The 23,608-nt window shown below is 66.5% G+C and carries 27 protein-coding genes; 23 read left to right on the top strand and 4 right to left on the bottom strand.

Annotated elements, in window-relative coordinates:
- Positions 1-275 precede the first annotated feature (275 nt).
- From C8N44_RS08550 to C8N44_RS08655, 23 genes are all read left to right on the top strand, one after another.
- The gene (locus C8N44_RS08550) at positions 276-1,055 is read left to right on the top strand and encodes an MBL fold metallo-hydrolase (RefSeq protein WP_107975778.1); all 780 of its coding nucleotides are present in this window, start codon (positions 276-278) and stop codon (positions 1,053-1,055) included.
- Positions 1,056-1,279: 224 nt separating this feature from the next.
- Entirely contained in the window at positions 1,280-1,516 is a 237-nt protein-coding gene (locus tag C8N44_RS08555; protein ID WP_107975779.1) for a DUF2798 domain-containing protein, read from the top strand.
- Positions 1,517-1,659: 143 nt separating this feature from the next.
- Complete coding sequence (rplO, locus tag C8N44_RS08560) at positions 1,660-2,133, top strand: 50S ribosomal protein L15 (RefSeq protein WP_107975780.1); 474 nt, start codon at positions 1,660-1,662, stop codon at positions 2,131-2,133.
- Positions 2,134-2,239: 106 nt separating this feature from the next.
- Positions 2,240-3,610: a preprotein translocase subunit SecY gene (gene secY, locus C8N44_RS08565; RefSeq protein ID WP_107975781.1), complete on the top strand. Its 1,371-nt coding sequence runs from the start codon at positions 2,240-2,242 to the stop codon at positions 3,608-3,610.
- The gene (locus tag C8N44_RS08570; RefSeq protein WP_107975782.1) at positions 3,607-4,251 is read left to right on the top strand and encodes an adenylate kinase; all 645 of its coding nucleotides are present in this window, start codon (positions 3,607-3,609) and stop codon (positions 4,249-4,251) included. The genes secY and C8N44_RS08570 overlap by 4 nt, the downstream gene beginning before the upstream one ends.
- Before the next feature lie 309 nt (positions 4,252-4,560).
- Positions 4,561-4,929: a 30S ribosomal protein S13 gene (gene rpsM, locus C8N44_RS08575; RefSeq protein ID WP_107975783.1), complete on the top strand. Its 369-nt coding sequence runs from the start codon at positions 4,561-4,563 to the stop codon at positions 4,927-4,929.
- 15 nt (positions 4,930-4,944) lie between these two features.
- Positions 4,945-5,340, top strand: a complete 396-nt coding sequence (rpsK, locus tag C8N44_RS08580; RefSeq protein WP_107975784.1) for a 30S ribosomal protein S11 — start codon at positions 4,945-4,947, stop codon at positions 5,338-5,340.
- A gap of 116 nt (positions 5,341-5,456) precedes the next feature.
- On the top strand, positions 5,457-6,473 hold the full coding sequence (locus tag C8N44_RS08585) for a DNA-directed RNA polymerase subunit alpha (RefSeq protein ID WP_107975785.1): 1,017 nt from the start codon (positions 5,457-5,459) through the stop codon (positions 6,471-6,473).
- A 148-nt stretch (positions 6,474-6,621) separates the two neighbouring features.
- Entirely contained in the window at positions 6,622-7,041 is a 420-nt protein-coding gene (rplQ, locus tag C8N44_RS08590; RefSeq protein WP_107975786.1) for a 50S ribosomal protein L17, read from the top strand.
- Between the two features lie 166 nt (positions 7,042-7,207).
- On the top strand, positions 7,208-8,575 hold the full coding sequence (locus C8N44_RS08595) for a trypsin-like peptidase domain-containing protein (RefSeq protein ID WP_107975787.1): 1,368 nt from the start codon (positions 7,208-7,210) through the stop codon (positions 8,573-8,575).
- Between the two features lie 2 nt (positions 8,576-8,577).
- Positions 8,578-9,903: a replication-associated recombination protein A gene (locus C8N44_RS08600; RefSeq protein ID WP_107975788.1), complete on the top strand. Its 1,326-nt coding sequence runs from the start codon at positions 8,578-8,580 to the stop codon at positions 9,901-9,903.
- Between the two features lie 127 nt (positions 9,904-10,030).
- A complete protein-coding gene (crcB, locus tag C8N44_RS08605) occupies positions 10,031-10,405 on the top strand; it encodes a fluoride efflux transporter CrcB (protein ID WP_107975789.1) in 375 nt (124 codons plus the stop codon).
- A complete protein-coding gene (locus tag C8N44_RS08610; RefSeq protein WP_107975790.1) occupies positions 10,402-11,457 on the top strand; it encodes an RluA family pseudouridine synthase in 1,056 nt (351 codons plus the stop codon). The genes crcB and C8N44_RS08610 overlap by 4 nt, the downstream gene beginning before the upstream one ends.
- A complete protein-coding gene (locus C8N44_RS08615; RefSeq protein ID WP_107975791.1) occupies positions 11,454-12,131 on the top strand; it encodes an HAD-IA family hydrolase in 678 nt (225 codons plus the stop codon). The genes C8N44_RS08610 and C8N44_RS08615 overlap by 4 nt, the downstream gene beginning before the upstream one ends.
- Positions 12,128-12,853 carry an ATP12 family chaperone protein gene (locus C8N44_RS08620; RefSeq protein WP_107975792.1) on the top strand — a complete coding sequence of 242 codons (726 nt, stop codon included), beginning with the start codon at positions 12,128-12,130 and terminating at the stop codon, positions 12,851-12,853. Before C8N44_RS08615 ends, C8N44_RS08620 begins: the two co-directional genes overlap by 4 nt.
- 193 nt (positions 12,854-13,046) lie before the next feature.
- Positions 13,047-14,063: an amino acid ABC transporter substrate-binding protein gene (locus C8N44_RS08625; RefSeq protein ID WP_107975793.1), complete on the top strand. Its 1,017-nt coding sequence runs from the start codon at positions 13,047-13,049 to the stop codon at positions 14,061-14,063.
- Positions 14,064-14,198: 135 nt separating this feature from the next.
- Entirely contained in the window at positions 14,199-15,419 is a 1,221-nt protein-coding gene (locus C8N44_RS08630) for an amino acid ABC transporter permease (protein ID WP_107975794.1), read from the top strand.
- A gap of 1 nt (position 15,420) precedes the next feature.
- The gene (locus C8N44_RS08635; RefSeq protein WP_107975795.1) at positions 15,421-16,713 is read left to right on the top strand and encodes an amino acid ABC transporter permease; all 1,293 of its coding nucleotides are present in this window, start codon (positions 15,421-15,423) and stop codon (positions 16,711-16,713) included.
- A 14-nt stretch (positions 16,714-16,727) separates the two neighbouring features.
- Complete coding sequence (locus tag C8N44_RS08640; protein ID WP_280514082.1) at positions 16,728-17,519, top strand: amino acid ABC transporter ATP-binding protein; 792 nt, start codon at positions 16,728-16,730, stop codon at positions 17,517-17,519.
- A 52-nt stretch (positions 17,520-17,571) separates the two neighbouring features.
- Positions 17,572-17,964: a hypothetical protein gene (locus C8N44_RS08645; RefSeq protein ID WP_107975797.1), complete on the top strand. Its 393-nt coding sequence runs from the start codon at positions 17,572-17,574 to the stop codon at positions 17,962-17,964.
- A 188-nt stretch (positions 17,965-18,152) separates the two neighbouring features.
- Positions 18,153-18,500: a COG4315 family predicted lipoprotein gene (locus C8N44_RS08650; protein ID WP_107975798.1), complete on the top strand. Its 348-nt coding sequence runs from the start codon at positions 18,153-18,155 to the stop codon at positions 18,498-18,500.
- 27 nt (positions 18,501-18,527) lie between these two features.
- Positions 18,528-18,683 carry a hypothetical protein gene (locus C8N44_RS23340; protein WP_158274025.1) on the top strand — a complete coding sequence of 52 codons (156 nt, stop codon included), beginning with the start codon at positions 18,528-18,530 and terminating at the stop codon, positions 18,681-18,683.
- Between the two features lie 216 nt (positions 18,684-18,899).
- Positions 18,900-19,313: a DUF7282 domain-containing protein gene (locus tag C8N44_RS08655; RefSeq protein ID WP_107975799.1), complete on the top strand. Its 414-nt coding sequence runs from the start codon at positions 18,900-18,902 to the stop codon at positions 19,311-19,313.
- A 27-nt stretch (positions 19,314-19,340) separates the two neighbouring features.
- Here the strand turns inward: C8N44_RS08655 and C8N44_RS08660 are convergent, their stop codons facing one another.
- From C8N44_RS08660 to yidC, 4 genes are read right to left on the bottom strand one after another with little or no spacing between them, the layout of a single operon-like run.
- On the bottom strand, positions 19,341-19,826 hold the full coding sequence (locus C8N44_RS08660; protein ID WP_107975800.1) for a SixA phosphatase family protein: 486 nt from the start codon (positions 19,824-19,826) through the stop codon (positions 19,341-19,343).
- 48 nt (positions 19,827-19,874) lie between these two features.
- On the bottom strand, positions 19,875-20,762 hold the full coding sequence (argB, locus tag C8N44_RS08665) for an acetylglutamate kinase (RefSeq protein ID WP_107975801.1): 888 nt from the start codon (positions 20,760-20,762) through the stop codon (positions 19,875-19,877).
- 52 nt (positions 20,763-20,814) lie between these two features.
- A complete protein-coding gene (gene yihA / locus C8N44_RS08670) occupies positions 20,815-21,468 on the bottom strand; it encodes a ribosome biogenesis GTP-binding protein YihA/YsxC (RefSeq protein WP_107975802.1) in 654 nt (217 codons plus the stop codon).
- A gap of 16 nt (positions 21,469-21,484) precedes the next feature.
- The gene (gene yidC / locus C8N44_RS08675) at positions 21,485-23,323 is read right to left on the bottom strand and encodes a membrane protein insertase YidC (protein ID WP_107975803.1); all 1,839 of its coding nucleotides are present in this window, start codon (positions 23,321-23,323) and stop codon (positions 21,485-21,487) included.
- Between the last annotated feature and the right edge of the window lie 285 nt (positions 23,324-23,608).

Genomic DNA, 23,608 nt, shown 5'->3' on the forward strand with positions numbered 1-23,608 from the left:
AGCCCGCCGGGCGGGCGCCGGACCGTCCCCGCGGTCTGGCGCTTTGGTTGCCGCCGCGCTGAGGTCCGAGGTCATCCGAACCTTGCCGGCACAAAGTGCCCAGCCCGGAGGTCGTGGCGCCAAACCGCGGTCCGGCGCGCGCCCGGCTTGTCGGTGTGCGCCTCGGCAAACCCTGGCGGCGATTTCGCGCGCCCACCGCGACATTGCCGCGTTTCCGCCGCGGACTATCCTCTGACCGGACGACCGATCCCCGGTCCAACACAGGAGGACAGACCATGACCACCCGCCGCACCTTCCTTGCCAGTGCCGCCGCCGCTGCCGGCGCCATCACCGTTCTGCCTTATGCCGCGCGGGCCGAGGCCCACGCCTCGAACAGCTTCGACACCGGGATGGGCCCGCTGACGGTGCATCCCGTGTCGCACGCCTCCTTCGTGATGGAGACGCCCGCCGGCGTGATCTACGTCGACCCTGTGGGCGAGGCGTCGCAGTACGAGGACTTCCCCGCCGCGGACCTGATCCTCATCACGCACGAGCACGGCGACCACTACAACGCCGAGGTGCTGCAGGCGCTCAAGGGCGAGGACACGCATCTCATCACCAACCCCGCTGTGGCCGAGATGCTGCCCGAGGGGCTGCAGGCCGACGAGGTCATGGCCAACGGCGACAGTACCGGCTGGAACGACATCTCGATCGACGCGATCCCGGCCTACAACACCACCGAGGGGCGCACGAACTTTCACCCCGAGGGGCGCGACAACGGTTATGTCCTGACCATGGGCGACTTCCGGGTCTACATCTCGGGCGATACCGAGGACACGCCGGAGATGCGCGCGCTCGAGGACATCGACCTGGCGTTCCTCTGCATGAACTTGCCCTACACCATGACCGCCGAGCAGGCGGCGGACGCCGTGGCCGAGTTCCAGCCTACCTATGTCTATCCCTACCACTACCGCGGGCAGGACGGCGGCACGCAGGATCCCGAACACTTCGCCGAACTGGTGGGCGAGGCCACGCAGGTGAAGATGGGCGACTGGTACGCGCCCGGCGAGCTTTGAGCACAGCCCCTGTGCATCGCCCGCGCTTGACCGGATCGGTGCGGGCGAGGTATCAGGCTTCAGCCGAAAAACGTCTGGCCGGTACGGTTATCCCGGCCCCCGCGCAACGCGCCGGGAGTTAGTCGACCCCCAGAGGGTCGAACCCGCGGCACCCTGAAACGAGGGGTGTCGTGGACTGCCGCAGAGGGCAGCGCACATGGCACCCGCATCCAGATGGAGTGACCATGGACAAGGCAAAATCTACTCTGATCCTCGCGCAGGTCATGATTTCGGGCAGCATGTCCTTTCTCATGACCCTGATCTTCCGCGCCATCCCGACGGTGGGCATCCCGGGCTGGTTCACGGACTGGCTGGTGGGCTGGCTTGTCGCCTGGCCGGTGGCCTTCGTGCTGTCGATCATCGTGGGCCGGACGGCCTTTGCGCTGGCGGGCCGCATCACGCGCCTGACCGAGCCCGCGTGACTGCGCGGGTGCAGGGACTTGATCCTGCGCCGAACGGGTCTTATACGCGCCCGGTGGCCCCGAGTGGGCCGCGACTCACGTAATCGCATGCCGTGGTCGGCCCATTACGCTTCGGGGGCCGCATCCGGCGAAGGAGAAGCGACATGAAACTGCACGAACTGCGCGACAATCCCGGCGCAACCAAGAAGGCCATGCGCGTTGGCCGCGGCCCCGGCTCCGGCAAGGGCAAGATGGGTGGCCGTGGTATCAAGGGTCAGAAATCCCGCTCGGGCGTGAGCATCAACGGCTACGAAGGTGGCCAGATGCCGCTCTACCAGCGTCTGCCCAAGCGCGGCTTCAACAAGCCGAACCGCAAGAGCTACGCGGTGGTGAACCTCGGGATGATCCAGAAATTCGTCGACGCCGGCAAGCTCGACGCCGGTCAGCCGATCGACGAAGCCAAGCTCGTCGAATGCGGCCTTGTCCGTCGTTCGCTGGACGGCATCCGCGTCCTCGCCAAGGGCGAGCTGACCTCGGGCCTGACGCTGAACGTCACCGGTGCTTCCAAGTCGGCTGTCGAAGCCGTCGAGAAAGCCGGCGGCTCGCTCAATGTCACGAGCACGGCAGCGGCGGAATAACCGGTTGTGAGCGGCGCATGCGCCGCTTACACCTGCCAACAGTTTTCCTGAACGCCGCCGACGCCGGAAGACGTCTGGCGGCGTTCGTCTGAAAAGAGAGACCCGTATGGTATCCGCAGCAGAGCAAATGGCCGCCAACACCTCCTGGGCGGCGCTTGGCAAGGCCACCGACCTGCGCAACCGCATCCTGTTCACGCTGGCGCTGCTGGTGGTCTACCGGATCGGGACCTACCTGCCCGTGCCGGGCATCGACGGCGGCGCCCTGCGCGACTTCGTCGAGCAGGCGGGGCAGGGGATCGCCGGTATGGTGTCCATGTTCACCGGCGGCGCGCTGGGGCGGATGGGCATCTTCGCACTCGGGATCATGCCCTACATCTCGGCCTCGATCATCGTGCAGCTGCTGACCTCGATGGTTCCCGCGCTGGAACAGCTCAAGAAAGAGGGCGAGCAGGGCCGCAAGAAGATCAACCAGTACACGCGCTACGGCACCGTGCTCCTGGCGACCTTCCAGGCCTACGGGCTTGCCGCCTCGCTCGAGGCAGGCGACCTGGTGCACGAGCCCGGCTGGTATTTCCGCGCGGCCTGCGTGATCACCCTGGTCGGCGGTACCATGTTCCTGATGTGGCTGGGTGAGCAGATCACCAGCCGCGGTCTGGGCAACGGTATCTCGCTCATCATCTTCGTCGGCATCATCGCCGAGGTTCCCGCAGCCCTCGCACAGTTCTTCGAGAGCGGCCGCTCGGGCGCCATCAGCCCCGCCGTGATCGTCGGTGTGCTTGTCATGGTCGTGGCGGTGATCGCCTTCGTGGTCTTCATGGAGAGGGCGCTGCGAAAGATCACCATCCAGTACCCGCGCCGACAGGTCGGCATGAAGATGACCGAGGCGCAGAGCTCGCACCTGCCGGTCAAGGTGAACCCCGCGGGCGTGATCCCGGCGATCTTTGCAAGCTCGCTGCTGCTGCTGCCGACGACGATCAGCACCTTTTCGGGCGGCCAGACCAGCCCGGTGATGTCGACGATCCTGGCCTACTTCGGGCCCGGTCAGCCGCTCTACCTGCTGTTCTTCGCCGCGATGATCGTCTTCTTCGCGTATTTCTACACGTTCAACGTGGCCTTCAAGCCGGACGATGTGGCGGACAACCTGAAGAACCAGAGCGGCTTCGTGCCCGGCATCCGGCCCGGCAAACGCACCGCGGAATACCTCGAGTACGTCGTGAACCGCGTGCTTGTGCTCGGCTCGGCCTACCTCGCGGCGGTTTGCCTTCTTCCGGAAATCCTGCGGGCGCAGTTCGCAATTCCCTTCTATTTCGGCGGCACCTCTGTTCTCATCGTCGTGAGCGTCACGATGGACACGATCCAGCAGGCGCAAAGCCATCTGCTGGCACACCAATACGAAGGCCTGATCCAGAAGTCGCAGCTGCGCGGCAAGGGCAAGGGCAAGGCTCGAAAGAAACGGGGGGGACCGACGCGCCGATGAACATCATTCTTCTTGGGCCGCCGGGAGCGGGGAAGGGCACGCAAGCCCGCATTCTGGAAAAGAACCGGGGCATGGTTCAGCTCAGCACGGGCGACATGCTGCGGGAAGCAAAAGACAGCGGAACCGAAATGGGCCAGAAGGTCGCCGAGGTCATGGCGGCCGGCAATCTGGTCACCGACGATATCGTCATCGGCCTGATCCGCGAAAAGCTCGAGGCCTCCGACGGCAAGGGGTTCATCTTCGACGGGTTCCCGCGCACGCTGAAGCAGGCGGACGCGCTGGGTGACCTGCTCGAGGACATGGGCGAGAAGCTCGATCACGTGATCGAGCTGCGCGTGGACGACGACAAGCTGGTGGAACGCATCACGGCGCGGTCGACTTGCGCCAACTGCGGCGAGGTCTACAACGACCTGACCAAGCCGATCCCCGAGGACGGCAAATGCGCCGTCTGCGGCGGGACCGAGTTCAAGCGCCGCGCGGATGACAACGAGGAAAGCCTCAAGACCCGTCTGCTGGCCTACTACAAGCAGACCTCGACGCTGGTGGGCTACTACTACGTCAAGGGTCTCTACTCCCGCGTCGACGGCCTGGGCGAGATCGACGATGTCCAGGCGGCGATCACCGAGAAGCTGGACGGCTGAACCTCCTTGCTCCGTCCTCTCCCCGGCCGGGAGAGGGCGATTTTCCCGGGAAGACCGGGGCCCGAAAGAGGCGCGGGACGCAGGTCTGACGGCCTTGTCTGATGCGGCTTGACGTGGGTTCTGAATCGCTTTACGCACCCGCATCTCTGAACGGGAATCACGACTGGTGGCCGTTTCCGCGGCCGCTGCCGATCACCTCGACTGCGCGACGGCCCGAAGGCGACCTGCCTCGGGCCACATGTTGTGAAAGACACGAGTTGTGAAAAAAGGGCCTGGGGCTACGGGCTCGCAACGAAAAGGAACAGCATTTTGGCACGAATTGCCGGCGTCAACATCCCGACCCACAAACGGGTCCCGATCGCTCTGACCTACATCCACGGCATCGGTCCTTCCACGGCGAAGGACATCTGCGAGGCCGTCAACATCGACCTGAGCCGCCGCGTCAACGAACTGAGCGATGCCGAAGTGCTCGCCGTTCGTGAGCACATCGACGCGAACCTCACGGTCGAAGGCGACCTGCGCCGCGAAGTGCAGATGAACGTCAAGCGCCTGATGGACCTCGGCTGCTACCGCGGCCTGCGCCATCGTCGCAACCTCCCCGTGCGCGGTCAGCGCACCCACACCAACGCTCGCACGCGCAAGGGCCCCGCAAAGCCCATCGCAGGCAAGAAGAAGTAAGGGGAGACACGACTCATGGCACGCGATACTCGCCGCACCAGCGGCAAGAAGAAGGTCTCCAAGAACATCGCCGCTGGCGTTGCTCACGTGAACTCGACCTTCAACAACACCAAGATCCTGATCTCCGACGTGCAGGGCAACGCCATTTCCTGGTCGTCCGCCGGCACCATGGGCTTCAAGGGCTCGCGCAAGTCGACGCCCTACGCCGCCCAGCTGGCCGCGGAAGATGCAGGCAAGAAGGCGCAGGAGCACGGCGTCAAGACCCTCGAGGTCGAGGTGCAGGGCCCCGGTTCGGGCCGTGAATCCGCGCTGCGCGCCCTGGCCGCAGCGGGCTTCAACATCACCTCGATCCGCGACGTGACGCCCATCGCCCACAACGGCTGCCGCCCGCCCAAGCGCCGCCGCGTCTGATCGGTTTCACTCTACTACGGGGCCGGGCCTTCGCGCCCGGCCCCGCTACGCCATTTTGAACCTCGGGCGTCCCGACCCTTCGGACATGGGGGCGGGGCAGGTATGGAGGGAACTGCATGATCCATAAGAACTGGGCTGAACTGATCAAGCCGACTCAGCTGGAGATCAAGCCCGGCGCCGAACCCGCGCGCATGGCGACGGTCGTGGCCGAGCCTCTCGAGCGCGGCTTCGGTCTCACGCTCGGCAACGCGCTGCGCCGTGTCCTGCTGTCGAGCCTTCAGGGCGCCGCAATCACCAGCGTCCAGATCGACAACGTGCTGCACGAGTTCTCGTCCGTGGCCGGCGTCCGCGAGGATGTGACCGATATCGTGCTGAACCTCAAGGGGGTCAGCCTGCGTATGGAGGTCGACGGACCCAAGCGCGTGTCGATCACGGCCAAGGGCCCCGCGGTCGTCACCGCCGGTGACATCGCCGAAAGCGCCGGCATCGAGGTGCTGAACCGCGAGCACGTGATCTGCCACCTCGACGATGGCGCCGACTTGTTCATGGAACTGACCGTGAACACGGGCAAGGGCTATGTCTCGGCCGACCGCAACAAGCCAGAAGACGCGCCCATCGGCCTGATCCCGATCGACGCGATCTACTCGCCCGTAAAGCGCGTCGCCTACGACGTGCAGCCGACGCGTGAAGGCCAGGTGCTGGACTACGACAAGCTGACCATGAAGGTCGAGACCGACGGCTCCGTGAGCCCCGAGGATGCCGTGGCCTATGCCGCGCGGATCCTGCAGGACCAGCTGTCGATCTTCGTCAACTTCGACGAGCCCGAGTCGGCCACCCGCCAGGACGACGAGGACGGCCTCGAGTTCAACCCGCTCCTCCTCAAGAAGGTGGACGAGCTGGAACTTTCGGTGCGTTCGGCGAACTGCCTGAAGAACGACAACATCGTCTACATCGGCGACCTGATCCAGAAGACCGAAGCCGAGATGCTCCGCACCCCGAACTTCGGCCGCAAGTCGTTGAACGAGATCAAGGAAGTGCTGTCGGGCATGGGCCTGCACCTTGGCATGGATGTCGAGGACTGGCCGCCGGACAACATCGAGGACCTGGCCAAGAAGCTGGAAGACTCGTTCTAAGGCGCGTGCAAGCACGCACCCTACCAAACTGTAGGGTGCGTGATCTCACGCACCGAACCGGGCATCTGCCCCAAGGAGAGCCGCTGACACGCATCGGCGGCCGGACAAAGCAAAACCGCCCGTAGAGGGCAAAAACCGGAGTAAGAAAATGCGTCACGCCCGCGGATACCGCCGCCTGAACCGCACCCACGAGCACCGCAAGGCCCTCTGGGCCAACATGTCGGGCTCGCTCATCGAACACGAACAGATCAAGACCACGCTGCCCAAGGCGAAAGAGCTGAAGCGCGTGATGGACAAGCTCATCACGCTGGGCAAGCGCGGCGACATCCACGCCCGCCGCCAGGCAGCTGCACAGCTCAAGCAGCCCGAGCTGGTCGCCAAGCTTTTCGACGTGCTCGGCCCCCGCTACGCCGAGCGTTCGGGTGGTTACACCCGCGTCCTGAAGGCCGGCTTCCGCTACGGTGACATGGCCCCCATGGCCATCATCGAGCTGGTGGACCGCGACCCCGAGGCCAAGGGCGCCGCCGACCGCGCACGCGAAGAGGCGATGGAAGCCGAAGAGGACTGATCCTCTTCGCCCGACGATTTCGAGGGGCCCTGCCGGGAACGGCGGGGCCCTTTTCTGTTGTGCGAGGCGTGGACGTCGTTGGGCTCTTTTCCCGGTCGACCCCTCGCCAACCGCGCCGTGCCTGCCTATCTCGGGTAGTGACCCGTCGCTTTCGGAGGTTCTGTCGATGCTGCGCTGTCTCTGCCTTCTTCTGATTCTCGCAACGCCCGGCTGGGCCGAGACACGGGTGCCGCAGAGCCAGACAGAGATTTCGCTCAGCTTCGCGCCGCTGGTGCGCGAGGCGACACCCGCCGTGGTCAACATCTACGCCCGCCGCGTGGTGCAGTCGCGCAGCCCCTTCGCGGGCGATCCCTTCTTTGGCGAGATGTTCCGCGACCTGTCGCGCCCGCGCGTCCAGAACTCGCTCGGCTCGGGCGTGATCCTGTCCGGGGACGGCATCGTCGTGTCGAACTACCACGTGGTCGGGCAGGCCACCGACATCCGCGTGGTGCTGAACGACCGGCGCGAATTCGACGCCGAGGTGCTGCTGGCCGACGAGGACTCGGACCTTGCCATCCTGCGGCTGCAGGGCGCCGCGGACATGCCGCATCTGGCCCTGCGCGACAGCGACACGGTCGAGGTGGGCGAACTGGTGCTGGCCATCGGCAACCCCTTCGGCGTTGGACAGACCGTCAGCAGCGGCATCGTCTCGGGGCTGGCGCGATCGGGCACGGCGACGGGGCAGGGGCGCGGTTACTTCATCCAGACCGACGCGCCGATCAACCCGGGCAATTCCGGCGGCGCGCTCATCGACGTGCAGGGGCGGCTCATCGGCATCAACACCTCGATCCTGACCCGCTCTGGCGGATCGAACGGCATCGGCTTCGCCATCCCCTCGGCGCTGGTGCAGGAATTCGTCGATCAGGCCCGCGCCGGGAACGAGGTCTTCGCCCGGCCCTGGGCGGGGATCACCGGCCAGCCGGTCGAGGCCGACCTAGCCGAGAGCCTCGGGCTCGCTCGCCCCGGCGGCGTGGTCATCACCCAGCTGCACCCCGAAAGCCCCTTTGCCGGGGCGGGGCTGCGCGTGGGCGACGTGGTGCAGGCGGTCGACGGGCTCGAGGTCAACGCGCCGGAGGAGATGATCTTCCGCATGGCGGTGCGCGGCATCGGCGAAGACGCGCGGGTCGGTTACAGCCGCAGTGGCAACCAGGCCGAGGTCGCGGTCCCCATGATCGCCCCGCCCGAGACCCCCGCGCGCGAAGCGGTGACGCTCGATGACCGCGCGGTTCTGCCCGGGCTGGCGCTGACCCGCGTGAACCCCGCGGTGGCGGTGGAGCTCGACCTGCCGCTCGATGCCTCGGGCGTGGCGGTGACCGAGCCAGGCCGCTACGGGGCACGGGCCGGGCTGCGACCGGGCGACGTGATCCTCGGCGTGAACGGCCGCCGCGTGTCGCGCCCGGTCGAGGTCGACCGCCTGCTGCGCCGCGCCGCCCCGCGCATCCAGCTTGAGGTCGAACGCGGCGGCCGCCGCGTCGCCCTGCGGTTCCGGGTCTGAGCATGGCCGATCTCTTCGACCAGCCGGGCGGGGCCGCCGCCGAACCGCGTGAGGGCAGTGCCCCGCGCCCGCTCGCCGACCGCCTACGGCCTCGTCACCTGGACGAGGTGATCGGCCAGCAGGGCATCCTCGGCCCCGACGGGCCGCTGCGCACCATGCTCGACGCGGGCACGCTGGGGTCTATCGTCTTCTGGGGCCCGCCGGGTGTGGGCAAGACCACCATCGCGCGGCTGCTTGCCGACGAGACCGAGCTGGAATTCGTGCAGATCAGCGCGATCTTCAGCGGTGTGGCGGAACTGCGCAAGGTCTTCGACGCTGCCAAGCAGCGCCGCCGCGCGGGGCAGGGCACGCTGCTCTTCGTCGACGAGATCCACCGCTTCAACAAGGCGCAGCAGGACAGCTTCCTGCCCCACATGGAGGACGGCACCATCCTCCTCGTCGGCGCCACCACCGAGAACCCCAGCTTCGAGCTGAACGCCGCGCTCCTGTCCCGCGCGCAGGTGCTGGTGCTGGAACGGCTGTCGCATGAGGAACTTGAGGACCTCGCGCAGCGCGCCGAGCGGGACCTCGGCCGGGACCTGCCGCTGGAACCGCAGGCCCGGCAGGCGCTGCTCGACATGGCCGACGGCGACGGGCGGGCGCTGCTGAACCTCGTGGAACAGGTCATGAGCTGGCGGCTCGACGCCCCGCTCGACACCACCTTCCTCTCGCAGCGCCTCACCCGTCGGGTGGCGCAATACGACAAGTCGGGCGACGCGCATTACAACCTGATCTCGGCGCTGCACAAGTCGGTGCGCGGCTCCGACCCGGACGCCGCGCTTTACTGGTTCGGGCGCATGCTCGACGCGGGCGAAGACCCGCGCTACCTCGCCCGCCGCATCACCCGCATGGCGGTCGAGGACATCGGCCTCGCCGACCCGCAGGCGCAGGGTGTCTGCCTGCAGGGCTGGGAAACCTACGAGAGGCTCGGCTCGCCCGAGGGGGAACTCGCCATCGCGCAGGCGTTGGTCTACCTCGCGCTCGCGCCGAAATCGAACGCGCTCTACAAGGCCTACAAGGGGGCGCGGAAGGCGGCCAAGCAGACCGGCTCGCTCACCCCGCCGAAGCACATCCTGAACGCCCCCACGAAACTCATGCGCGAGCAGGGCTACGGCGCGGGCTACGACTACGACCACGACGCCGAGGATGCCTTTTCCGGGCAGGACTACTTCCCCGAGGACATGGAGCGCCTCGCCCTCTACGACCCCGTCGACCGGGGCTTCGAGCGCGACCTGCGCAAGCGCGTCGACTACTTCGCCCGCCTGCGGCGAGAGCGGAACGACACGTGACCGGGCGCCGCGCGGCCGCTTCTTCTTGGTGGAAATACTCCGGGGGACTCCGCGCGCAGGCGCGGAGGGGGGCAGAGCCCCCGATGCCCGGCTTGACAAGTGCCCCCCGACTGGCGATGGGACGCCCATGACCCCCCTCCTCCAAGTCGCCCTCGGCGGCGCGCTCGGCGCGTCGGGCCGCTATCTCACCACCACCGCGATCGCGCGGCTGGCGGGCAAGAGCTTTCCCTGGGGCACCATGACGGTGAACGTCGCGGGCTCCTTCGCCATGGGGGTGCTCGTGGTGGTGCTGGCGCATCTCTCGGGCAACCGGTTCGCGCCGCTCCTGATGACGGGCGTGCTGGGCGGGTTCACGACCTTCTCGGCCTTCTCGCTTGACGCGGCGACGCTTTACGAGCGGGGGCAGGTGGGGCCGGCGGCGGCCTACGTGCTGGCCTCGGTCATTCTCTCGGTCCTGGCGCTTTTCGCCGGCCTCTGGTTCGCAAGGAGTCTCACCACATGAGCGGTGTGCAGACACTGACGGTCGCAACGGGCGACGGCGACCAGCGGCTCGACCGCTGGTTCAAGCGGCAGTTCCCCCATGTCCCGCAAGGGCGGGTCGAGAAGATGTGCCGCAAGGGCGAGATCCGCGTGGACGGCGGCCGGGTGAAGGCCTCGACCCGGCTCGAGGCCGGGCAGCAGGTGCGCGTGCCGCCGCTGCCCGATCCGGGCGAAGGTCCCACCACCCCCGCGCAGCCGAAGAAGCCGCAGGTTTCGGACAAGGATGCCGAGATGATCCGGTCCTGCGTGCTGTGGAAGGATGACCACATCCTTGCCCTCAACAAGCCGCCGGGCCTGCCCACGCAGGGCGGCAGCAAGCAGACGCGTCACGTGGACGGGATGGCCGACGCGCTGCGCTTCGGCCTCGACGAGAAGCCGCGCCTCGTGCACCGGCTCGACAAGGACACCTCGGGGGTGCTTCTGCTGGCGCGCACGCGCGCGGTGGCGCAGGGGGTGACCGGGGCGATCCGGCGCAAGCAGACGCGCAAGATCTACTGGGCGCTGGTGGCGGGCGTGCCGACGCCCTACCTGGGCGAGATCCGCTACGGCCTCGTGAAGGCGGGCGGTCATGGCCCGCACGGCGAGGGCGAGAAGATGCGCGCCGTGCACCCGCGCGAGATGGACGACACCCCCGGCGCCAAGCGGGCGCACACGCTTTATGCCACGCTCTACCGCGTGGCCAACCGCGCCGCATGGGTGGCGATGGAACCGGTGACCGGCCGAACCCACCAGCTGCGCGCGCATATGGCCGAGATCGGGCACCCGATCATCGGCGACGGCAAGTACGGCGGCTCGGGGCAGGAGAACCTCGGCGATGGCTGGGGCGCGCAACTGGGCGGGATCATTTCCCGCAAGCTGCACCTTCACGCGCGGACCATGGCCTTTCTCCATCCGGTGACCGGAAAGCAGGTCACCGTGACCGCGCCGCTGCCCGAGCACATGGCCGAAACCTGGGAGACGCTGGGCTGGGCCGAGGACATCGCCGACGAGGACCCTTTCGAGAAGCTGAGATGACCGACCTGAAACTCGCGATCTTCGACGTGGACGGCACGCTGGTGGACAGCCAGGCCGACATCCTCGCCGCCATGGGGGCGGCCTTTGCCGAAACCGGCCGCCCCGCGCCCGACCGCAAGAGCGTGCTGGGCGTGGTGGGGCTGTCGCTGCCGCAGGCCATCGCGCAGCTGGCGCCCGACATGCCGCCGACGATCCTCGACAAGATGGTCGAGGCCTACAAGACCCGCTACGCCGCGCTGCGCCAGAGCGGCGGGACCGAGGCCTCGCCCCTGTTCCCGGGCATGACCGACCTGCTGGAGCGGCTGTCGCAGGTGGATCACCTGCTGCTTGGCATCGCCACGGGCAAGTCGCGGCGCGGGCTCGACGCGCTGCTCGAAAGCCTGAACCTCGGGCGGTATTTCGTCACCACGCAGGTGGCCGACGACCACCCGTCGAAGCCGCACCCCTCGATGCTGCTGACCGCCATGGTCGAGGCGGGCGTGGAGCCCGCGAACGCCGTGATGATCGGCGACACCTCCTTCGACATGGAGATGGCGCAGGCCGCGCGGATGCCCGCGATCGGCGTGAGCTGGGGCTACCACCCCGCCACCTCGCTGGGCGCCGCGCGCTGCGTCGTCGAGGATGCCGAAGGTCTCGAGACTGCAATCCGCGAAACGCTGGGAGAGCCCGCATGAGCGAATGGGCCCCGAAACGATTCTGGAAGGACGCCGCCGTCGTGCCCGAGGACGGGCTCTGGCTGGTCGAACTTGACGGCCGCCGGGTCAAGACGCCCGCCAAGGCCACGCTGACCCTGCCGACCGAACCGCTGGCGCAGGCCGTGGCCGAGGAATGGCAGGCGCAGGGCGAGCGCATCGACCCGGGCAGCATGCCCTTCACCCGCACCGCCAATTCCGCGCTCGACAAGGTGCGTCACCAGCGCGCCGCAGTGGTGGAGATGCTGGCTGAATACGGGGACGCGGACCTTCTGTGCTACCGCGCCGACCGGCCCGAGGATCTGGCCGAACGGCAACGCCAGGAATGGGACCCCTTCCTCGATTGGGCTGCCGAGGCCTACGGCGCCCGGCTGGAGCCCCGAGCGGGCATCATGCACGCGCCGCAGGACGGCGCGGCGCTGGCCCGACTGCGGGCGCAGGTCGACGCGCTAGGGCCCTTCCGGCTGGCCGCCTTCCACGATCTGGTGGCGCTGAGCGGCTCGCTCGTGCTCGCGCTCGCCGCGGCCGAAAGGCAGGCGGAGGCCGAGGAGATCTGGCAGGTCTCGCGGCTCGACGAACGCTTCCAGGAAGAGCAGTGGGGCCACGACGAGGAGGCCGCCGAAGTGGCCGAGATCAAGCGGCTTTCCTTCCTTCAGGCCGAAAGATTCTACCGTCTCGCCGAGGGCGAAACAGGGCCGGCCTGACATCGCACAATTGACAGGCGTGACGGTAACGACTGCCTGTCTTTGCGGCATCCTGCCTTGACCTCTGCGCTGGATTCCGCCCAAACTCGGGGCGCCTGAAGGGGCAAGCCCCTAGTTTGGTGACCAAGATCCCAGTTCAAGGGATCACCGTAATCCGTTTCGGGACGAGGCGGACCAACAGGAAGAGGTAGATATGAAGAAAACCGTGATCTTCGGCGCGCTGACGGCGGCCGGCCTTGCGGCCGGAGCCGCGTCCGCCGCGACGCTGGACGACGTGAAGGCACGTGGAACGCTCAACTGCGGTGTGAGCACCGGCCTGGTGGGCTTCTCCGCGCCGGATGCCAACGGTGAATGGAGCGGTTTCGACGTGGCCGTCTGCCGCGCCGTGGCTGCCGCGGTGCTGGGCGATCCGATGGCCGTCGAGTTCGTGCCGACCACCGGCAAGACGCGCTTCACCGCCCTCGCTTCGGGCGAGATCGACATGCTGGCCCGGAACACCACCTGGACCTTTACCCGTGACGTCGACCTGAAGTTCGAATTCACCGGCGTCAACTACTACGACGGCCAGGGCTTCATGGTGCCCAAGGCGCTCGGCGTGTCCTCGGCGAAAGAGCTCGAAGGCGCGCGGGTCTGCATCCAGACCGGCACCACCACCGAGCTCAACCTTGCGGACTACTTCCGCAAGAACAACATGGACTACGAGCCGGTCCCGATCGAAACCAACGCCGAGGCGCAGCAGAACTACCTGAACGGCGCCTGCGACGTCTACACCACCGACAGCTCGGGTCTCGCCGCGACCCGCGCCGCCTTCGAGGCGCCGGGCGATCACGTGATCCTGCCCGAGATCATCTCGAAGGAGCCGCTGGGCCCGCTGGTCCGCCACGGCGACAACGAATGGGGTGACGTGGTCCGCTGGACGCTCAACGCCCTGATCGCCGCCGAAGAGCTGGGCGTGACCTCGGCCAACATCGACGAACTGACCAGCGGCACCGACAGCCCGGAAGTGAACCGTCTGCTCGGCACCGAGGGCAACCTCGGCAGCATGATGGGCCTCGAATCCGACTGGGCCGTCAACGCCATCAAGGCCGGCGGCAACTACGGTGAGCTCTTCGAGAAGAACATCGGCGAGAACACCCCCATCGGCCTGTCGCGCGGTCTGAACGCACAGTGGACCGAAGGCGGCCTGCTCTACAGCCCGCCGTTCCGCTAAACCGATCCCGGGGGCGCAGGTGATCCTGCGCCCCCGATTTTTCCGCCCCGAGCGGAGCCAGAACAATCCGGGACAGGACAGTCGGGACAAACCCGCTGCAGAGAAATCTCCGGACGTCTGACAGGGAAATCATACATGACCACGCTCAGCGACCCGCCAAGCGAGTCGTTTCAGCTATCGCAGCTGATCAACGACACCCGGTACCGGTCCTACACCTTCCAGTTCATTGCGCTGCTGCTGCTGATCGCGGCTATCGCGTATCTCGGTTCGAACCTCGCGACCAACCTCCGCGAGGCGGGGCTCAACATCTCGTGGGGCTTCCTGGGCGACTCGTCGAACTACGACATCAACATGACCCTGATCGAATACGACAGCCAGTCGACGCACCTGCGCGCGGCGATCGTTGGGGTCCTGAACACGCTGCTGGTCTCGTTCCTGGCTTGCCTGACCGCGACGATCATCGGCGTGGCGGCGGGCGTGCTGCGGTTGTCGAACAACTGGCTGATTGCACGGCTCATGTCGGCCTACGTCGAGGCCTTCCGCAACGTGCCGGTACTGATCTGGATCCTGATCATCTACACGATCATGACCGCGGTGCTGCCCACGGCACGCAATTACCTGGGCGAGGACCCCGAGTCGGACCTGATCCTGGGCATGTTCGCCTTCACCAACCGTGGGGTCTATATCCCCAAGCCGGTCTTCACGCCGCTGGGCTGGGTTGTCTTTGCGATCTTCGTGGCCTCGGTCATTGGCGTCTTCGCCTACCGCCGCTACGCGACCAAACTGCTTTACGACACGGGCAAGCTGCTGCCCATGGGTTGGCCTTCGCTGGTCATCCTGATCGTGCCGGCGGTGGTCTTCTATTTCCTGCTCGGCATGCCGATCTCGCTCGACCGGCCCGACCCGCTGGCAAACCGCTTCAACCTTCAGGGCGGCGTGTCGATCCTGGGGTCGCTGATCGCGCTGTGGTTCGCACTGGCGATCTACACCGGCGCCTTCATCGCCGAGAACGTGCGCGCGGGCATCCTGTCGGTCAGCAAGGGCCAGACCGAGGCCGCCGCGGCACTGGGCCTGCGCCCCAACCGCATCATGAACATGGTGATCCTGCCGCAGGCGCTGCGGGTGATCATCCCGCCGCTGATCTCTCACTACCTGAACATCACCAAGAACAGTTCGCTGGCCATTGCCGTGGGGTACATGGACCTTACAGGTACGCTGGGCGGCATCACGCTGAACCAGACAGGCCGCGCGATCGAATGCATCCTGCTGCTGATGCTGTTCTACCTGACGATCTCGCTTTCGATCTCGGCGGTGATGAACGTCTACAACAACGCCATCAAGCTGAAGGAGCGCTGACATGTCCGACATGCACGAGCACTCCGTCGCCTACGTCCGGGACAGCATGCTGGAGCAGCAGCCGGCCCCGGTCACCGAAACCGGGCTGGTCAAGTGGACCCGGACCAATCTCTTCTCGACCATCCCCAACACGATCCTGACGCTGGTGGCGCTCTACGCGCTGATCTGGCTGATCTGGTCGGTCTTCCCGTGGTTCGCCAACGGCGTCTGGGATGCCTCGTCGATCCGCGACTGCCGCGAAATGCTGCAGGGGCAGACGGGGGGGTGCTTCGCTGTGCTGGCCGAACGCTGGAACCAGCTTCTTTTCGGGTTCCAGTACCCGAGCGAGCTCTACTGGCGCCCGGCGCTGGCCTTCATACTGCTCTTCGTCGCCATCGCGCCGGTGCTTTTCTTCCAGTACCTGCCCAGCAAGATGCTGGTCTTCACCGCGCTTTACCCGTTCCTCGCGTATTTCCTGATATGGGGCGGCAGCATCCTTGCCCCGATCTTCGCGATGGTGGGACTGGCCGCAGGCTACCTCGTCTACCAGCGGTTCGTGGCCAAGAGCTTTGCCATGGGGTTCTTCGGCGGCGTGATCGTCGCCCTCGTCGCTCTGTGGATACTGACCTCGATCCCCGTCGACGGCATCCTTGCCATGCAGCAGGTGGAATCGCGCCAGATCGGGGGCTTCATGCTCAACCTGATCCTGGGCACCGTCTGCGTATCGCTCTCGATCCCCATCGGCATCGCCCTGGCGCTGGGACGGCAGTCTTCCTTGCCGATCATCAAGTGGATCTGCGTGGTCTTCATCGAGTTCATCCGCGGCGTGCCGCTGATCACCCTGCTCTTCGTGGCAAACGTGGTGCTGGCCTACTTCCTGCCGCCGGGCTCGAACTTCGACCTGATCATCCGGGTGATCATCATGATCACGGCCTTCGCCTCGGCCTATATCGCCGAGGTGATCCGCGGGGGCCTCGCCGCCCTGCCGCGCGGCCAGTACGAGGCGGCGGACAGCCTCGGGCTCGACTACGCCCAGGCGATGCGGCTGATCATCCTGCCGCAGGCGCTCAAGATCTCGATCCCGGGGATCGTGAACGTGGCCGTGGGGCTCTTCAAGGACACCACACTCGTCTCGATCATCTCGATGTTCGACCTCGTGGGCATGATCCGCGGGCCGATCCTCGCCTCGACCGAATGGAACGGCGTCTACTGGGAGCTCTGGGCCTTTGCCGCCGCGCTCTTCTTCGTCGTCTGCTTCGGCATCTCGAAATACTCGCAGTGGCTCGAGCGGCAGCTCACCACCGATCATCGCTAACGGAGGCCTGATCCATGGCTGAGACCGCACAAATGACCACAGACGCCCCCGTCGAGATGAAGGTCAGCGACGAGGTCGCGATCCGCATCGAGAACATGAACAAGTGGTACGGCAGCTTCCACGTGCTGCGCGACATCGACCTGACCGTCCATCGCGGCGAGCGGATCGTGATCGCGGGCCCCTCGGGGTCTGGCAAATCCACGCTGATCCGCTGCATCAACGCGCTGGAAGAGCACCAGAAGGGCCGGATCGAGGTCGACGGCACGCTGCTGTCCTCGGACATCAAGAACATCGACACGATCCGCTCTGAAGTCGGGATGGTGTTCCAGCACTTCAACCTGTTCCCGCATCTGACGATCCTCGAAAACTGCACGCTGGCGCCGATCTGGGTTCGCAAGACGCCCAAGAAGGAAGCCGAGGAAACGGCGATGCACTTCCTGCGCAAGGTGAAGATCCCCGACCAGGCACACAAGTACCCCGGCCAGCTCTCGGGCGGTCAGCAGCAGCGGGTGGCGATCGCCCGGTCGCTCTGCATGCGTCCGCGCATCATGCTGTTCGACGAGCCGACTTCGGCGCTCGACCCCGAGATGATCAAGGAGGTGCTCGACACCATGGTCGAGCTCGCCGAGGAGGGCATGACCATGCTCTGCGTGACCCACGAGATGGGCTTTGCCCAGGCTGTGGCGAACCGCGTGATCTTCATGGACCAGGGCCAGATCGTCGAACAGAACGAGCCCAAGGAGTTCTTCAACAATCCTCAGAACGAGCGCACCAAGCTCTTCCTGAGCCAGATCCTCGGGCATTGATCTTTCCGGTCCTCCGGGTTGGCCGGGGGACCGCCTTTCGGAGGGCATTGCCGTGGCCGGACCTGACTTCGGCTTTCCGTTCACCTGGTTCCGCTCGCCGCTTTCGGGCGACGTGTTCCAGAATACTGCCCCCGACTATTCCTCCACCGACATCGCCGGAAACATCGAGATCGAGCGTCGCATCACGCGCGAAGTGGCGAGCTACGGCAACCAGTTGGGCACGATCCTCGACGCGCTCATGGTGCTGGCGAAAGATGCGGACCGGGATGACCCTGCCATCGCCGAGCTTTTCCGCCTGATAGATGCGGTGGACGCCGTGAAGCAGGCCGAGGGCCAGAGCGCGGGCGAGCGCGCCCGTGACGCACTCGACAGCCTTCGCAAGACCGATCGCGCCGCCTATGCCGCCCTTGTACGCGGATTGCGGGCCGAGGGTGACGAGGCCTGAAAGGCGCCACGAGCCCCCAAATACAACGCGTCGGGGGCGGCGTTACAACGCTCGCGACAACGCTTGCCACAACCCCGTAGGAGCAGAACCGCGCCAGCCGAGGCCCCGCCGCGCGGACCACGCGTTCCGCGGCAGCCCCTGGCGTTAGCACCGGCCCAAGCGGGCCACTGATCCGAAAGGCATTTTCTATGAAGTTCATTTCCCTGATCGCCGCCGGCCTGCTCGGCGCTTTTGCCACGACAGCCGCCGCCGATGGCCACCTGCTGGCCGACGAGGCAGGCATGACGCTCTACACCTTCGACAACGACGGCGAGAACGTCAGCAACTGTTCCGGGGGCTGTGCCCGCAGCTGGCCGCCCTACCTGGCCGAGGACGGCGCTGCGGCGCACGACGGTCTCGGCGTTTTCCAGCGGGCCGATGGTCGCGCGCAGTGGGCCTACGAGGGCCAGCCGCTCTACTACTGGCAGGGCGACAGCCGACCGGGGCAGGCAAACGGTGACGGCGTCGGCGGCGTCTGGCACGTGGTCGAACGCTGAGCGCGGCCTACGGAAAGGATCCCCGACATGATGTTCGCAACAGTCATCGCCGCGGCCACGCTCTCGATGGGCGAGCCTGCAACAAAGGCGCCCCGCCCGGAGGCGCCGCGCGGCACCGTCGCTGCAGAAAGCGCCGGCCCGGCGGCCATGGTGCCCTGCTACACCTGCGACAGGGGACGGTAGGGCCCGCATTCCGTGGCGCCGGGCCATCTTTCGAATTGCTTTCCGGCGCTCGCGGCGACCGGGTCCGGGCCCCCACCCGGGCCCGGTCCTCTCACGCGGGATCGCGTTTGCGTGAGAATGCGGAATTTTTCCGGATCACGCGAAACTCCCCCGCCGTGGCTTCGTGACTAAGGGCATGCCGGCCAGAAGGTCGGTGCGCAGCCAAAGGAGTTTCCAATGCGTATCCTGTTGACCGCTTCCATTATCGCAGCGTCCGCCACCGCGGCCTTCGCTGAATCCCATTCCATGACCCCGATGGTCGAGGCCTCGGACCAGTCCGTCGAAAACGGCGTCGTCAGCGCCGACATGGTCACTGCCAATGCCAACGGCTGGCTCGTCGTCCACCGCACCGATTCGGAGATGGCCCCGGGCCCCGTCGTCGGTCATGCACCGCTGCGCGCCGGCGAGAACACCGACGTCGCCGCCATCCTGACCGAAGACGTCGCGTCCGGCGACATGCTGATGCTCATGGTGCACTCGGAAGAGGGCGGCATGGAAACCGGCATCTTCGAATACACGCTGGGCGCCAGCGAGGACGGCCCGATCCGCATGGACGGTGACCTTGTGATGACCACGATCACCGCGGAATGATCGGTTGACCCGGCCCCACCCGGGTCTTCAGATCAGTTCGCGCGGGACCACGAAGTCCCGCGCGACACCACTTCCGGGGCGCAGGGCGCCCCAGTCGTCGATTTCGAACTCGGCGACAAGCGTGGCGCAGGTCGGATAGTCTTCGAAGCGAGGATGGTCCGGATCACTGGCCAGCAGCTCGTGGGCGAAGACGCAGATGCCGGGGTTGTGCCCGATCATCAGGACCGTCTCGCCACTCGCATCCTTCAGGCAATCCAGCATCGCACGCGGCTCGGCATTGTAGAGCACCGCTTCGAAGCGCGGCTCGGCGGAGGCGCCCAGCAGGCCCAGCGTCTCGCGCGTGCGTACCGAGGTCGAGCAAAGGATCTCGTCCGGGCTCAGCCCCTTGCGAGCCAGCCAGTAGCCGATGGCCTCGGCCGAGCGCTGGCCGCGTTTGTTGAGAGGGCGGTCGTGATCCTCGAGCCCGAGGGACCAGTCGGATTTCGCGTGGCGCATGAGAATGAGGCGTTTCATGCGCCCACCTTTCCAGAAGGCCGCCCGATCTCAAAGCTTTAGGAGCCGTCAGCGGCCGAGCGGTGGTCGATCTGCCGAGCGGATGAGCGAGCCGGAGCCGTGTTCGGTGAAAAGCTCGAGCAGGCAGGCGTTGGGCACGCGTCCGTCGATGATCACCACGCCGCGCACGCCGTCCTCGATCGCCTTCAGCGCAGTCTCGGTCTTGGGGATCATCCCGCCCGAGATCACGCCCTCGTCCGTGAGGTGACGCACCTCCTGCGGGGTGAGCTCGGTCATGACCTCGCCCGACTGGTTCTTCACGCCCGAAACGTCGGTCAGCAGCATCAGGCGATCAGCCTTGAGCGCGCCCGCGATGGCGCCCGCGGCGGTATCGCCGTTGACGTTGAAGGTCTCGTTCGGGCCACGCCCGGTGGCGACGGGGGCGACCACGGGAATGATCCCCGCACCGAAGAGATCGTGCAGCACCTGTGGATTCATCTGTACCGGCTTGCCGACGAAGCCCAGCTCGGGGTCGTCCGCCTCGCAGACCATGAGATCGTCGTCCTTGCCCGACAGGCCCACGGCGCGGCCGCCCTGGTCCATGATCGCCTGCACGATGCGCTTGTTGACGAGACCGGTCAGCACCATCTCCACCACCTCGACGGTGGCCTGGTCGGTGACGCGCTTGCCGCGCACGAAGTTCGATTCGATCCCGAGCTTGCCGAGCATCTCGTTGATCATGGGGCCGCCGCCGTGGACGACCACCGGGTTGATGCCCACCTGGCGCATCAGCACGATGTCTCGCGCAAATTCGGCCATGGCCTGCGCGTCGCCCATGGCGTTGCCGCCGAACTTCACCACCACGATGGCGCCCGAGTAGCGCTGCAGGTTGGGCAGCGCCTCGGAGAGGGTGCGGGCGGTGACGATCCAGTCTCGGTTCATGTCTTGCGATCTCATCCTCGGTCCTCGTGCGGGTGCGGGCGATCCTGCCGGAAGGGCGCCTGAAAGGCTAGGCGAGGGTGGCGATGATCGCGCGAAGCGTGGCGATCCCGTCGCCCGTCTCGGAGCTGGTCACGACGATCTCGGGATAGGCGGCGGGGTGCTTGCCGAGCTTCTCGCGCACCTGCGCCAGCACCGGCTCGCGGTCCTTGGCCTTGACCTTGTCCTGCTTGGTCAGCACCGCCTGGAAGGGCACGGCCGAGCGGTCGAGCAGGGTCATGATCTCGTCGTCGACCTCCTTGATGCCGTGGCGGTGATCCACGAGCACGAAGGCGCGGCGCAGCGAGGCACGCCCGGCGAGATAGGTCTTCAGAAGCGCCTGCCATTCCTGCACCTTCGACACCGGCGCATTGGCAAAGCCGTAGCCCGGCAGGTCGACGATGTAATGACTGTCCGCGGCGGCGAAGTAGTTGATTTCCTGCGTGCGGCCGGGCGTGTTCGACGCCCGTGCCAGCCCCTTGCGACCCGTCAGGGCGTTGATCAGGCTCGACTTGCCGACGTTCGACCGGCCGGCAAAGCAGATCTCGGTGCGGTCGTCCGGCGGCAGGCCGGACATGGCCACGACGCCCTTCACGAAATCCACGGGCCCGAGGAACAGCTTGCGGCCCGCCTCGCGGGCCGCGTCCTCGGGATCCGGGGCGATGGGGAAGGGAAGCTGGTTCATGTGAGGGTCACCGGCGTCAGGACTTGTCGTCCTGCGCCTTCTCCTTGCGTCCGAAGCCCGACTTGATGTTGCCGAGGATGTCCGGCTTGTACCCTTGGCTGCGCATGATCGTGTACTGCTGGATGAACGTGATGGTGTTGTTCGAGATCCAGTAGACCACCAGGCCGCTCGCGAAGCTGCCCAGCATGAACATGAAAACCCAGGGCATCCAGGCGAAGATCATCGCCTGCGTGGGCTCGGTCGGGGCCGGGTTCAGCTTCTGCTGCAGGTACATCGACACGCCCAGCAGGATCGGCAGGATGCCGATGAAGATCGTCGCCATCAGCGTGCCCGGATCGGGCGCGCCCCAGGGCAGCGCCCCGAAGAGGTTGTAGATCGACGTCGGGTCCGGCGACGACAGGTCGTTGAACGGCCCGAAGAAGTTGGCGTGGCGCAGCTCGATCGTGACGAAGATCACCTTGTAGAGCGAGAAGAAGATCGGGATCTGCATCAGGATCGGCAGGCAGCCCGAGGCCGGGTTCACCTTGTTCTTCTTGTAGAGCTCCATCATGCCCTGCTGGAGCTTCTGGCGGTCGTCGCCGGCCTGCTCCTTGAGCTTCTCCATCTCGGGCTGAAGTTCCTTCATCTTCGCCATCGAGACGTAGGACTTGTAGGCCAGCGGGAAGAGCAGGGCCTTGATGCCGAGCGTCAGCACGATGATCGCGACACCCATGTTGCCGATCAGGTTGTTGAGGAAGTGCAGCACCGCGAAGATCGGCTTGGTCAGGAAGAAGAACCAGCCCCAGTCGATGGCGTCGACGAAACGGTCGATGCCGTTCTGCTGGTAGTCGCGGATCGTGTCCCATTCCTTGGCGCCCGCGAACAGCTGCGTGGTGCTTTCGGCGGTCTCGCCGGGGGCGATGGTCAGCGTGCGTTGCACCGCCTCGGTCTGATAGATGTTGCGGCGCTCGTCGTACTTGGCGGTCTGCTTGAAGGGGCTGCCGGGGTTGGGGACCAGCGTCGTCATCCAGTAATGGTCGGTGAAGCCGATCCAGCCGTTCTCGGTCACCTGCGTGACCTCGGCGCGGGCACCCTCGGTGGCCGAGACCTCGAAATCGGTCATGTCGTCGTAGCCGTACTCGGAGAGCTCCCCGTCGGCCATGGCGATCAAGCCTTCATGCAGGATGAAGAAGTTCTTGAGGTTCTGCGGCTCGCCGTGGCGGGCGACGATGCCGTAGGGCGCCGCCGAGACGGTCGCGTCCGATGTGTTCTCGACGGACTGCGTGACGGTGAACATGTAGTTCTCGTCGACCGAGATCTCGCGGCGGAAGGTCAGGCCTGCGGGGCTCTGCCATTCCAGCGTGACGGGGCTTTCGGTCGTCAGCGTCTCGCCTTCGGCGATTTCCCAGGCGGTGTTGGCGCCGGGCACCGCGTCGAGCCCCAGGCCCGAACCGGGGGCCCAGCCGTAGAGCGCGTAGTAGGGGTTGTCGCTGCCCACCGGGGAAAGGATCTGCACGATGGGCGAATCCGGATCGACCTCGACGTTGTAGTCCTTGAGCCGCAGGTCATCGAGCCGCCCGCCGGTGAGCGAGATGGAGCCCTCGATGCGCGGGGTGTCGATCTGCAGGCGGGGCGCCTCGGTCGTCGCCGCGGGGCTGCCGGCCTCGGTGTTGGCGGCGATATCGCTGCCGCCGGGATCGGGGGCCGTGCCGGGCGCGGAAGCCACGCCATCGCCGTTCTCGGCGGTGGCAGTCTCGCTGAGGGTTTCCTGCTCCTGGGGCGCCTGCTCCGGCGGCGGGAACAGAACAAACCAGATCAGGATCACCACGAAGCTCAGAGCGGTGGCGAGCAGGAGGTTCTTGTTCTGACTGTCCATGAGCGCGGCGTGCCTTTCCTGTCACATCAGCCCGCGTTCAACAGTTCGGACACCCAAAGGTCAAGCGGATTCCCCGTGAATGCAGGGCGGGACAGTGCCGCGGGCCCCCGCGGGCGGTCCTTTGCCATGCCGCGCGGGGACGGAGCGGCCCGTCCGGCAGATCGGCAACGGGTCGGGGGCGCATGCGCTCCGGCCGCGCGGCCGAGAAATCGATGCGCTGCGGTTTCGCTGCGAGGTGGGTCGGGCGATCGCATGCACGCGGGTTGAAGGGGCGCTCCGAGGGGT

The organism is Allosediminivita pacifica (genome assembly GCF_003054175.1).
GTDB classification, from domain to species: Bacteria; Pseudomonadota; Alphaproteobacteria; order Rhodobacterales; family Rhodobacteraceae; genus Allosediminivita; species Allosediminivita pacifica.